Annotated in this window: 8 protein-coding genes and 1 pseudogene; 6 read left to right on the plus strand and 3 right to left on the minus strand. The window is 71.9% G+C overall.

What is annotated here, in order from left to right:
* The first annotated feature begins 156 nt into the window (after positions 1 to 156).
* The 5 genes from ACZ6TD_RS45550 to ACZ6TD_RS45570 all read left to right on the plus strand — a co-directional run bounded on the left by ACZ6TD_RS45550 (position 157) and on the right by ACZ6TD_RS45570 (position 8,281).
* A complete protein-coding gene (locus ACZ6TD_RS45550; protein WP_471347814.1) occupies positions 157 to 1,152 on the plus strand; it encodes a BadF/BadG/BcrA/BcrD ATPase family protein in 996 nt (331 codons plus the stop codon).
* An 8-nt stretch (positions 1,153 to 1,160) separates the two neighbouring features.
* Complete coding sequence (locus tag ACZ6TD_RS45555) at positions 1,161 to 2,726, plus strand: sodium:solute symporter (RefSeq protein WP_471347816.1); 1,566 nt, start codon at positions 1,161 to 1,163, stop codon at positions 2,724 to 2,726.
* A gap of 136 nt (positions 2,727 to 2,862) precedes the next feature.
* On the plus strand, positions 2,863 to 4,032 hold the full coding sequence (locus tag ACZ6TD_RS45560) for an anhydro-N-acetylmuramic acid kinase (protein ID WP_471347819.1): 1,170 nt from the start codon (positions 2,863 to 2,865) through the stop codon (positions 4,030 to 4,032).
* A 24-nt stretch (positions 4,033 to 4,056) separates the two neighbouring features.
* A complete protein-coding gene (locus tag ACZ6TD_RS45565) occupies positions 4,057 to 6,930 on the plus strand; it encodes an FAD-binding and (Fe-S)-binding domain-containing protein (RefSeq protein ID WP_471347821.1) in 2,874 nt (957 codons plus the stop codon).
* 94 nt (positions 6,931 to 7,024) lie between these two features.
* Positions 7,025 to 8,281 (plus strand): exo-beta-N-acetylmuramidase NamZ family protein, encoded by a 1,257-nt coding sequence (locus ACZ6TD_RS45570; protein ID WP_471347823.1) that lies wholly within the window; start codon positions 7,025 to 7,027, stop codon positions 8,279 to 8,281.
* Between the two features lie 32 nt (positions 8,282 to 8,313).
* Here ACZ6TD_RS45570 and ACZ6TD_RS45575 read toward each other — a convergent pair whose 3' ends face one another.
* Positions 8,314 to 8,877 (minus strand): LysR substrate-binding domain-containing protein, encoded by a 564-nt coding sequence (locus ACZ6TD_RS45575; protein ID WP_471358631.1) that lies wholly within the window; start codon positions 8,875 to 8,877, stop codon positions 8,314 to 8,316.
* A gap of 55 nt (positions 8,878 to 8,932) precedes the next feature.
* A pseudogene (locus ACZ6TD_RS45580) lies at positions 8,933 to 9,016 on the minus strand (hypothetical protein); the annotation flags it as partial.
* A gap of 89 nt (positions 9,017 to 9,105) precedes the next feature.
* On the opposite strand from ACZ6TD_RS45580, the gene ACZ6TD_RS45585 reads away from it, so the two are divergent.
* On the plus strand, positions 9,106 to 9,840 hold the full coding sequence (locus ACZ6TD_RS45585) for an SDR family oxidoreductase (RefSeq protein ID WP_471347825.1): 735 nt from the start codon (positions 9,106 to 9,108) through the stop codon (positions 9,838 to 9,840).
* A gap of 29 nt (positions 9,841 to 9,869) precedes the next feature.
* Here the strand turns inward: ACZ6TD_RS45585 and ACZ6TD_RS45590 are convergent, their stop codons facing one another.
* Positions 9,870 to 11,471: a PucR family transcriptional regulator gene (locus tag ACZ6TD_RS45590; protein ID WP_471347827.1), complete on the minus strand. Its 1,602-nt coding sequence runs from the start codon at positions 11,469 to 11,471 to the stop codon at positions 9,870 to 9,872.
* Positions 11,472 to 11,585: the final 114 nt, after the last annotated feature.

Genomic DNA, 11,585 nt, shown 5'->3' on the forward strand with positions numbered 1-11,585 from the left:
AAAAATTTACGGAATGAATCTCGCGAGGTTACTTATTGACATGTGGAGGTCGGCCTTCTGATACTCGCTGGACCGCGATCCGCGCCGGTCACCGATCACCCACCCACCCCGTGACCGCCTGATGCGGCGGATCCCCACCGACCGAAGGCATGCCGTATGACAGCAGCGATAGCGGTAGACCTGGGCAAGACCGGCTGCCGAGCCGTTGTGTGGGCCGACGGTGCCGGTCCCGCCCGTACCGCCCAGGAGGTGCCCGGAGCTCCTGGGCTCGCCGCCGAAAACGGACTGGCGACGGCCCGTGCGGCCGTGCGCGCCGCCGTCCTGCCGCTCCTGGAACGGGAGCCCTCGCTCCGGCCTGCCACGGTCTGCGTCGGTGCGGCGGGGGCGGCCGCCGCACCGGAGGCGGCCCGCGCCCTGGCCGTCCGACTCCTGGAGGACCTGCCCGTGCATGAGGTGGCCGTCACCAGCGACGCCGTCACCGCCCACGCGGGCGCCCTGGGCGGTGGCCTGGGCGTGGTGCTCGCGATCGGCACCGGTTCCGTCGCCGTCGGTATCGGGGACGGCGGGGCGTACGCCCGGGTGGACGGCTGGGGTCCCTGGCTCGGTGACGAAGGGGGCGGCGCCTGGATCGGTGCCGCCGGACTGCGGGCCGCGCTGCATGCTCACGACGGGCGCGGACCGGCCACCGCGTTGCTGGCCGCCGCCGTCGAGCGCTTCGGCGACCCCGATCGGCTGCCCTCGGCCGTCAGCCGAGACGGCAACCAAGCCCGCACCATCGCGTCCTTCGCCCCGGACGTGGCACGGGCGGCCGCCGAGGGTGACGCGACGGCGTCCGCGATCGTCCGGGATGCCGCCGGAGCGCTCGCCGAGGCCGTATTCGCCGCCGCCCGCCGAATCGGCGGCGACGCCCCCGCCGTCACCATCACCGGCGGACTCACCGGCCTCGGCGAACCGCTCCTCGGTCCGCTGCGGTCGGCGCTCACCGACTGCCCGCACCCCCTCCCGTTGCGGTCCCCGCTCGGGGACCCGCTGGACGGCGCAGGCCTGCTGGCGCTGGACGCATCGGCACCGCACGAACCCCACATCGCCCGTGTAAGGCGGGCGACACCCATCGTCCCCACCCTGCCGTTGACATCGTCGGCCGCTGTTTAGGAGTGAGCGTGCGCCAACTCGACCTCGTCGTGGTCGTCGTCTATCTGATCGCCATCGCGGCGATCGGACTGCGGCTGGCCGGCCGGCAGAAGACGTCGAAGGACTATTTCGTCGGTGAGAGCCACGTGCCGTGGTGGACGGTCTCGTTCTCCGTGGTGGCCACCGAGACCAGCGTGCTCACGGTCATCAGCGTGCCCGGTGGCGCTTACAGCGGCCAGGCCTTCGGCAACGTCGAACTCGCCTTGGGCTACGTCATCGGCCGCGTCGTCGTGGCCACCGTGCTCATCCCCCTCTACAAGCGTGGCGGGTTCGTCAGCGCCTACCAGTACCTGCGTGACCGGTTCGGGCTCAAGATGCAGGGGCTCGCCTCGGTGACCTTCGTCTTCACGCGGCTCCTGGCCGAGGGGGTGAGGCTGTTCGCCTCCGCGCTCCCGATCAAGCTGCTGCTCGACGAGTTCGGAGTGCACGTCGGCTACCGGGTCATCATCGTCGTCCTCACGCTGATCACCGTCGTCTACACCTACCTCGGCGGCATCAAGGCGGTCATCTGGACCGACGCCATTCAGATGGCTCTGTACCTGGGTGGCGCGATCCTCGCCATCGCGGTGCTGTCCAGCCACGTCGGTGGGGCCGGCTTCGCGGACGCCCTGCACGCCGGCAGGTTCCAGCTGTTCGACACCGACTTCGGGCTCGCCCACATCCTCACCAGCCCGTTCGCTCTGCCGACCGCGATCGTCGGCGGTGCCATCTTCGCGATGGCCAGCCACGGCTCCGACCAGCTGATCGTCCAGCGCATCCTGGCCACCCGGACCCTGCGCGACGGCCAGAAGGCCATGATCGCCTCCGGTGTCTTCGTCACCGTCCAGTTCGCCGCGTTCTCCCTGGTCGGCGCCCTGTTGTGGTCGTACAACCAGGGCAAGAGCGTCAAGGAGCTGGGCCTGGCCAGCTCCGACAACCTGTACCCGGACTTCATCCTCCACGGCCTGCCCGTGGTGATTTCCGGCCTGATCGTGGCCGGAATCCTCGGCGCGGCGATGGGCTCGTTGTCCTCGGCGCTGAACTCGATGTCGAACTCGACGGTCGCCGACATCATCCACAGCTTCTTCCGCGGCGCGCCGTCCGAGGAGTTCCTGCTCAGGCTCGCCCGGGTGATGACACTGGTGTGGGCAGTGCTGATGGCGGTGTTCGCCTGCGCCTTCAGCACCAGCACCGGCAACGTCTATCTCACGGGCCTGACCATCGCGGGCTACACCTACGGCGCGCTCCTCGGCGCGTTCCTCCTCGGACGGCTCGTCAGGCGTGCCAACGAGGTCGACTCCATCGTGGCCTTCGTGGCGACAGTCGCGGTCATGACCTACATCGTGCGCGAGGTGAAGATCGACGTCACCGTGGCCGGGGCCACCGTTCCCACCGCGATCGCCGCCCAGTGGCTGGTCCCGATCGGCGTGGTGGTCACCCTGGTCGTCGGCGGCCTGATGAGCCTGTTCCACCGCGCTCCCGAGACCGCCGGGGCCTCGGAGAGCGCCGACCAGTCGGGACCCGACCGTGCGGCGGCGGCCGTCGGCCCGGAGTGACGGAGCACGCGACCGGCCGGATGCGGGGGCCCCGCGGTCTCCGCACCCTGTACAGCGACAGCACCTTGGGAGAAGAAGCCATGCAGCAACCGCAGCCGCCCGTGCCCGCGCGGCGGAACGTGGGACAGGAGGCGCCATGCGCGTGATCGGGCTGATGTCGGGCACCTCCTACGATGCCATCGAAGCAGCCGCCGCCGACCTCGCCCTGGACGGCGACATTCTGCGCCTGCGGCCGCTCGGTCACCTTTCCCGGCCCTACCCCGGCGACCTGCGCGACCTGATCGCCGCCACCCTCCCGCCGGCGGCCACCACCGTCCAGGCCGTCTGCGCCCTGGACACCGGCATCGGCCATGCCTTCGCCGACGCCGCCCGACACGCCCTGCACGAACTGTGCGACGGCATCGCCGACCTGGTGGTCTCGCACGGCCAGACCATGCACCACTGGGTGGAGGACGGCACCGTCCGCGGCACCCTCCAACTCGGCCAGCCGGCCTGGATCGCGGAAGCGACCGGCCTTCCCGTCGTCTCCGACCTGCGCAGCCGGGACGTCGCCGCCGGTGGTCAGGGCGCCCCACTGGTCGCCATGACCGACACACTGCTGCTTCGCGCCCTGCCCGGCACCCCCGCCGCACTCAACCTGGGCGGCATCGCCAACGTCACCGTCGTCGCCCCCGGCACCGACCCCCTGGCCTTCGACACGGGGCCGGCGAATGCCCTTCTGGACGCCGCCGTACGGCACTTCACCGCGGGCGCCGCCGCCTACGACGAGGACGGCCGCAGGGCCGCCGCCGGTCGAACCGATCCCGACCTGCTCGCCTTCCTGCTGAACGACCCCTACTACCGCAGGCCCGCACCCAAGAGCACCGGTAAGGAGCACTTCCACCTGCCCTATCTGCAAAGGGCCCTCGACGCCGTGCCCACGCCCCGGCCCGAGGACGTCCTGGCCACCCTGACCCGGCTCACCGCCGTCACCGTCGCGGACGCCTGCCGCACGCACGGCGTCACCGAACTCGTCGTCTCCGGCGGCGGCGCCCGCAACCCGGTGCTGATGCACATGATCACCGAGGCACTGCCGGGCGTGCCGGTCCGCCCCAGCGACGCCCTGGGCCTGCCCTCCGACGCCAAGGAGGCCCTGGCCTTCGCCGTGCTCGGCTTCTTCACGGTGAACGGCCTGCCCGGTACGCTCCGCTCGGGCACCGGAGCCCGCCGCGCCACGCTCCTGGGCAGCATCACGCCCGGCCTGCTGCCGCTGCGCCCGTGCGAACCCGCCGCGCAGCCGCCACGCCTGCTGCGCATCACGCACTGACCCCCATCCCGGCATCGAGGACCCATGACCCCCTCCACCCCGACTGTCCCCGCGCCGCCTGCCCCGGAAGGGGACGACGCCCGCCTGGCCGAGCTTCTGGCCGCGTGCGTCAGCGACCCGTCCAGGGTGACGACCGATGTGCCGCGCAGGGTCGCGGCCGCCCACGACGCCTCGCCGTACCTGTTCACGCCGCGGGCCGTGGTGCGCGCCGCGTCGGCGGCCGAGGTGGGAGCCCTGATGGCCGGGGCCGACGCAGCCGGGCTGCCGCTCACCCTGCGCTCGGGCGGCACCAGCCTGTCGGGGCAGGCGAGCGGTGACGGCATCCTCGTGGACGTCCGCGGTCACTGGCGCGGCGCGGAGGTCCTCGACGAGGGTCTGCGCATCCGGCTGCAACCCGGCCTGACGGTGCGCCAGGCCAATGCGCGGCTCGCCCGGTACGGGCGTCGGCTCGGCCCGGACCCGGCCAGCGAGTCCGCCTGCACCATCGGCGGCCTGGTCGCCAACAACTCCAGCGGCATGAACTGCGGCACCCAGGACAACGCCTACCGCACCATGGAGTCCCTGCGGTTCGTGCTGCCGTCCGGGACCGTGGTCGACACCGCGGCCCCCGACGCCGACGAAGCTCTGCGCGCCCGCGAGCCCGAACTGCACGCGGGACTCCTGCGGTTGCGCGACCGCGTCCGCGCCTCCGCCGCCTCCCGTGCCGTCATCGAGCGGCTGTTCTCGATGAAGAACACCCTGGGTTACGGGCTCAATTCGTTCGTGGACCACAGCGATCCGGTCGACATCCTCGCCCACCTCATGATCGGCAGCGAGGGCACCCTCGCCTTCGTGGCGGAGGCGGTCTTCCGCACCGTCCCCCTGCTGCCGCACACCGCCACCGGCCTGCTGGTACTGCCCGGCCTCGCCGAGGCCACCGACGCCCTGCCGGCGCTGCTGGCCGCCGGCGTCCGCACCGCCGAACTCCTCGACGCCGCATCACTGCGGGTGGCGCAGCAGTCCTCGAATCCGGTCGACGAGCTGCACGGTCTGCGCGTGGAGGGGCACGCGGCCCTGCTGGTCGAGTTCGCCGAGGACGGCGCCGAACCGCTGGGGGAGACGCTGGCGGCCGCGCGGCCGGTCCTGGAGCGCCTCCCCGCCGTCACCGGTACGTCGCTCGTCCGCGATCCGCGCGTCAGGGCCCGGCTCTGGCACCTGCGCAAGGGCCTGTACACCGCGGTCGCGGGTGCCCGCCGTCCCGGAACCACGGCGCTCCTGGAGGACATCGCGGTGCCGATGGAACGGCTGACCCGCACCTGTGAGGGACTCATCGGACTCTTCGACCGGCACGGCTACCAGGACGCGGTGACCTTCGGCCACGCCCGCGACGGCAACCTCCACTTCATGCTCACCCAGGACTTCGACTCCGCCCGGGAGATCGAGCGCTACGCCCGGTTCACCGACGCCATGGTCGATCTCGTCCTGGACGCCGGGGGCACGCTGAAGGCCGAGCACGGCACCGGCCGCGCCATGGCCCCCTTCGTCCGCCGCCAGTACGGCGACGACCTGTACGACATCATGCGCGAGCTGAAGCGGCTGTGTGACCCGCGCGGCGTGCTCAACCCGGGCGTGATCCTGGAGGACGATCCGGCCGCCCACCTGCGCAGCCTCAAGAGCGTCCCGCAGGTCGATCCCGCACTCGACGCCTGCGTCGAGTGCGGCTACTGCGAGCCCGTCTGCCCCACCGCGGATGTCACCACGACACCCCGTCAGCGCATCGCCCTCCAACGGGAGATCGCGCTGGCCACGCTGGCCGGCGACGAGGAACGCCGCCGCGCCCTGGAGACCGACTACACCTACGCGGCCGTCGACAGCTGCGCCGCCGACAGCCTGTGCGTCACCGCCTGCCCGGTCGCCATCGACACCGGCGTGGTCATGAAACACCTGCGCGCCGAACGCCACGGCGCCGTCGCACAACGTGCCGGGAACGCCGCCGCCCGGCACTGGGCGACCGCGGTCAAAGGCGTGCGCGCCGCGCTGAACACCGCCCACGCTCTCCCCACCCCCGCACTGCGCGCCGCCACCGGTGCGGCCCGCCGGCTCGGGGCGGGGGAGTTGGTTCCCGCCTGGGCCGACGACATCCCCCGCGGTGGCCCGGCCCGGCCCGGCCCCCAGCGCCCGGCCGAGCCACGTGCGGTGTTCTTCGCCGCCTGCATCGGCAGCGTCTTCGCTCCCGAGGCGGCTCCCGGTGGGGCGGCGGGCTCGGCGGCCGCCTTCCTGCGGTTGTGCGAACGAGCGGGCGTTCCCCTCACCGTGCCCGGCGAGCTGGCCGGACTGTGCTGCGGCACTCCCTGGCAGTCCAAGGGCTACACCACCGGTTACCGGACCATGGCCTCCCGCACCCTGAAGGCGCTGTGGGAGGCGAGCGGCCACGGCAGACTCCCCGTGGTCTGCGACGCTTCCTCCTGCACTCACGGCCTGGAGCAACTGCCCGACGCGCTCCCGGAGTCCGACGGCGCCCGTTTCGCCTCGCTGAAGTTCGTCGACAGCGTCGTCTTCACCGTCGATCACCTGCTCCCCGCCCTGCCCGAACCCCGCCGCCTGCGCACCCTCGCCCTGCACCCCACCTGCTCCACCGTGCACCTGGGCATCGAGAGCGCCTTGCGCACCCTGGCGGCGGCCGTCGGCGAGGAGGTCACCGTCCCCGACCACTGGGGCTGCTGTGCCTTCGCCGGGGACCGCGGTCTGCTTCACCCAGAGGTCACAGCGGCCGCCACCGCGGCTCAGGCCGCCGAGATCACCGCCGGAACATACGACGCGTACGCCTCCTGCAACCGCACCTGTGAGATGGGCATGACCCGTGCCACAGGTCGCCCCTACCGGCATGTGCTGGAACTCCTCGACGAAGCCACCGCCTGACCCCCACGCGCCGGACGGCGACGCGTGCCCACACGGCCTTCGTCCGCCCCACCTGAACCCCGAACAGACCCTCCTCAGGAAACGGATTCCTCCCATGAGCCTGTCCCGACGCAATCTGCTGGCCGCCGGCTCCGCCGCGGGCGCCCTGACCGTCACGGGTGCGGCCGCCGCCGCACCGGCCGCCGCGGCTCGGGGCGACGGCCACCGGCTGCGCACCGGCTTCGAACGCCTCGCCGAGGACGGATACGCACTGCTCCACGGCCAACGGGTCGGCATCGTCACCAACCCGACGGGCGTGACCCGCGACGTACGCCACATCGTCGACGTGATGCACGCGGACGACCGCGTGAACCTGGTCGCCGTCTTCGGACCCGAGCACGGTTTCCGCGGAACCGCGCAGGCGGGCGGATCGGAGGGCCGCTACGACGACCCGGCGACGGGCCTGCCGGTGTACGACACCTATCTCAAAAACGGCGGGCCGCTGGCCGACATCTTCACCGCCTCCGGCGTCGACACCGTGGTGTTCGACATCCAGGACGTGGGCGCGCGCTTCTACACGTACATCTGGACGCTCTACGACTGCATGGAGGCCGCACAGCTCGCGGGCAAGCGCGTCGTGGTCCTGGACCGGCCCAACCCGATGACGGGACGCGGCGCGCTCGGCCCCGTGCTGCACAAGGAGTTCGCGTCTTTCGTCGGCCGTCAGCCCATCGCCCAGGCGCACGGCATGACGGTCGCGGAGCTGGCACGGCTGTTCAACGGCGAGTTCCTGCGGACCCCGGTGCACCTGGAGACGGTGCCCATGACCGGATGGCGGCGCTCGGATTTCTACGACGCCTCCGGTCTGCCCTGGGTGCCTCCCAGCCCGAACATGCCGACACCGGACACCGCCCTCGTCTACTCCGGGACGTGCCTCTTCGAGGGCACCAACCTGTCGGAGGGGCGCGGCACGGCCCGTCCCTTCGAACTGCTCGGGGCCGAGGGCATCGACGCCCGGTGGGCCGAGGCTGCGAACGCCCTCGACCTGCCGGGGGTGGAGTTCCGTGAGGCGTACTTCGCCCCCACCTTCTCGAAGTTCCAGGGAACGACGGTGGGCGGCGTGCAGCTCCACGTCCGCGACCGCGACGTGTACGACCCCGTGTACACGGGCGTGGCGCTCCTGGTGACCGCGAAGCGTGTGTGGAGCGACTTCGCCTGGCGGCCCGACCACAGCATCGACCGGCTGACGGGCAGCACGCGGGTGCGCACGATGATCGACGCGGGCGCCGGGGCGGACGAGGTGGCGGCGGCCTGGGGGAGTGAGCTGGCGGTGTTCCGCGGCGTCCGCCGCCACTACCTCCACTACCGCTGACAGCCCGGCCGGCCCGGTCCCCTGTGCCCTGCTCAGTGACCCCGAGGAGTGGGCGTGTCGGATGGCCAGGCGTTCAGGAAATCGGTGATCAGAGGGTTGGCATCGGCCGCGCGGGTCGCCAGGACGACGCGGACCGGGTCGATGCCCTCGATGGGCACGGTGGTCAGGCCGGGGCGCAGTTGGGGCCGCCGGTCGCCGGCGGCCAGAATCAAGACCGTCCGCTCCTCGGCGACCAGGTCGAGCTTGTCCTCGAACGATTCGTAGTCGATCGGCGCACTGCGAGCCGGAACGCCATCCGGGCGCGGCTCCAGGCGGGCGAAGTCGCTCCATTGCGGGACCGCGCTCGGGCATTGCGGCAGAACTTCTTCGCTGAGGTCGTCGACGGTTACCGATTCCTTTCCGGCCAGGCGGTGGTCCGTGGAGACGACCAGGACCCGTGGCTCGGTCCACAGCTCGGTGAGGCGCAGCCGGTCGGTGGGGAAGGGCAGTGGGGCGCGGGCGACCAGGGCGTCCACGCGGCGGTCGGTGAGGGCGTGGGCGTCGTTCCACTCCAGGTGGCGGGTGCGGATGCGGGCCGTGGGGTGTCGGTGCCGCAGCCGGCGTACGGATCTGGCGGCTCAGGGACGGCTGCGCGACGTGCAGCACCGCGGCGGCACGGCCGAAGTTGGCGTGCTCCGCGACGACCGTGAAGTAGCCGACGAGCCGCAGATCGAGGTCCGAGCCGGGAACGCGCACGCCTCGAGCCTACCCCCATGCAGTAGGCGCATGACGGGTTGCGGATCAGGTCTTGGACGCCGTCGCCGGTCCCGGATTTGAATCGGAACATGGGAAATTACGACGGAAAGCGCGCCCTCGTCACCGGTGGCAGTAGTGGAATCGGCCTGTCGATCGCACGTCTGCTGGCGGCCGAGGGTGCTCAGGTGATGGTCACGGGGCGTAAGGAAGCCGCGCTGGAAACGGCGGGCAAAGAGGGGCTGATCGCGGTTCGCAGCGACGCCACCTCAAAAGCCGATATCGACGCCCTGGCGGGGAAGGTCGAGGAGGCGTTCGGTCAACTGGACGCGGTGTTCCTGAATGCGGGCATCACCGACTCGGTGTCGTTCGAGGCGACGACCGAGCAGATGTACGACGCCATCTTCGCGGCCAACACCAAGGGGCCCTACTTCACCTTGCAGCGGCTGCTGCCGCTGCTGGCCGAGGGCAGCGGGGTGGTGCTGACCACCTCGGTCTTGGACGTGCTGGGGCAGTCGGACCACAGTGTCTACTCGGCGAGCAAGGCGGCCCTCCGGTCGATGGCGCGAACCTGGGCTCGTGAACTGCTGCCGCGCGGCATACGTGTCAATGCGGTGAGCCCGGGGCCGATCGACACAGGAATTCTGTACGAGAGGCTGCCCGCGGAGGTGGCGGATGAAATGGTGGCCGGTTTCGCCGCGCAGATTCCGATGGGGCGCGTAGGGAATCCGGAGGAGGTCGCGCGTGCCGCCGTTTTCCTCGCCTTCGACGCGACCTACACCACCGGCGCCGAGCTCGCGGTGGACGGCGGCGGCACCCAACTGTGACGCCGCCCGTGGCCGCTCAGGTGTGCCGGTCAAGGGTGGTGTGTGCGATGCCCGTCGGGCAGCCAGCGCAGGGCGAACCAGAGTTCCATGCGGACGCCCGGGTCCCGCAGGTCGACGTCGAGGAGTTCGGCGACCCGAGCGAGGCGGTGGCGCACGGTGTTGCGGTGGACCTGCAAGGCTGCCGCGGCGCGGTCCCAGCTGCCGTGCAGGTTCAGCCAGGTCCGCAGGGTGTCCAGGAGGACCGTGGCGCCCGGTGAGCCGGCCTGGTCCAGCGGGGCGAAGCGGATCCGGGCGAGCTCTTGGGCGTCGGCGGGCGCGACGATCGCATCAAGGCCGAGCGGGTCGGAGGAGTGCACGACGGCGGGGGCAGCCGCGGCGATCGCGCGCTGCAGGGCGAGTTCGGCCTGGCGGTCGGCTTGTGGCAGGTCGGGGACGGCTGCGGGCGCGCTGAAGCCCAGGACCCACCCAAGGTCGGCGGCCTGCACGGGGGCGCTGGGCCGGGTGTCCGGTGCGCTGGGGACCAGCGCCCTCAGGCCAGGGCCGTCGATGTACAGGTACGGCGTGCCCAGCGCGGTGCCCAGCGTCGCGAGCTGGGCCGGATCGTCACCGGTCGGCGCGGTCGGCGGTGCCGGTGTGGAGCGTCTGGGGATGTGCCGTCCGTGGACCACGATCCAGTGCTCGCCGCTCGTTCGGCCGGCGGGGGCCAGGGCGGGCGCTACCTGGGCAGGGGAGGCCCCGAGCATCAGCCGTACCAGTGCGCCGACGCTGTGAGTATCGGTGCCCAGGGCGTGCCGCGGGCTGGTGAGCAGGGCCAGCAGGACGGTCGCCGTACTGGTCACCTGGCGGTGGACCAGAGTCGGGGCCGTGGTGGTGGCCTGGCCGAGGGCCAGCGGCGTGGTGGCGCCGTCAGCGCCGGGCAGGGTGTGGACGGTCAGGTGGATGCCCCCGTGGTGATCCGCTGCCGCCGCGGGAGGAGCTGGTCTGTCCGCCGCGTGACGTCGGCTGGTGCGCGCGGTGGTGCGTACGGCGAGGTCGCGCACGCGCCGCGGTGCGGGAGCCGGGGGGCGAGGACCGGCGCTGAACAGTTCGTTGCCCTGGGCGTCGAAAAGCACCGCCCAGGCCCTGGTGTGGGTGCTGAGCTGGGTGAGTACGGCCTGGAGCGCATCCGGACGGGCAGCAGCGGAGGCAAGGGCCGACTGAGCCTTGGAGATGTCCCTCAGCTCACGGTTGCGGGCCTCGGCGATGGCGGCGTACGTGGCCTGCCCGACCGCCACGAACGGTGTGGCCGGCGGCAGCCGCAGGAGCGGCAGCCCGTGGCGGTCACAGGCGGCGGCGAGTTCGGGTGGCACCTCCTCGTGTACGGGGGCGACGCCGAACCCGAGCGCGGCCACCCCGGCGGCGACGACGAGCCGCACGTAGGTGTCGATGCTGTCCGCGGAGCGCGGGAGGCGAACCCCTGCGGTCAGGAGGAGCTCGCCGCCGACGAGGTAGGGCGTGGGGTCATCGATCTCCGTGGTGCCGACGGTGCTGATACGGCGCTCCTCGGCCGGTCCGGCGACCTGGCACAGGCCCAGTTCCGGGTCGGCCAGCAGCACGCTGAGGGGAACGGACGGCTGCTCGGTCTCGGTCATGAGGAGGCATCCTCCCAGCCCGGCGGCACTGCGCAGGAGTGCCGGTTTCATCCAACGGACGACTCCATATTGGATGAAACCCGCACTTCAGCAACAGGACGACCGGTAGCTACG

This window comes from Streptomyces yongxingensis (assembly GCF_055597465.1).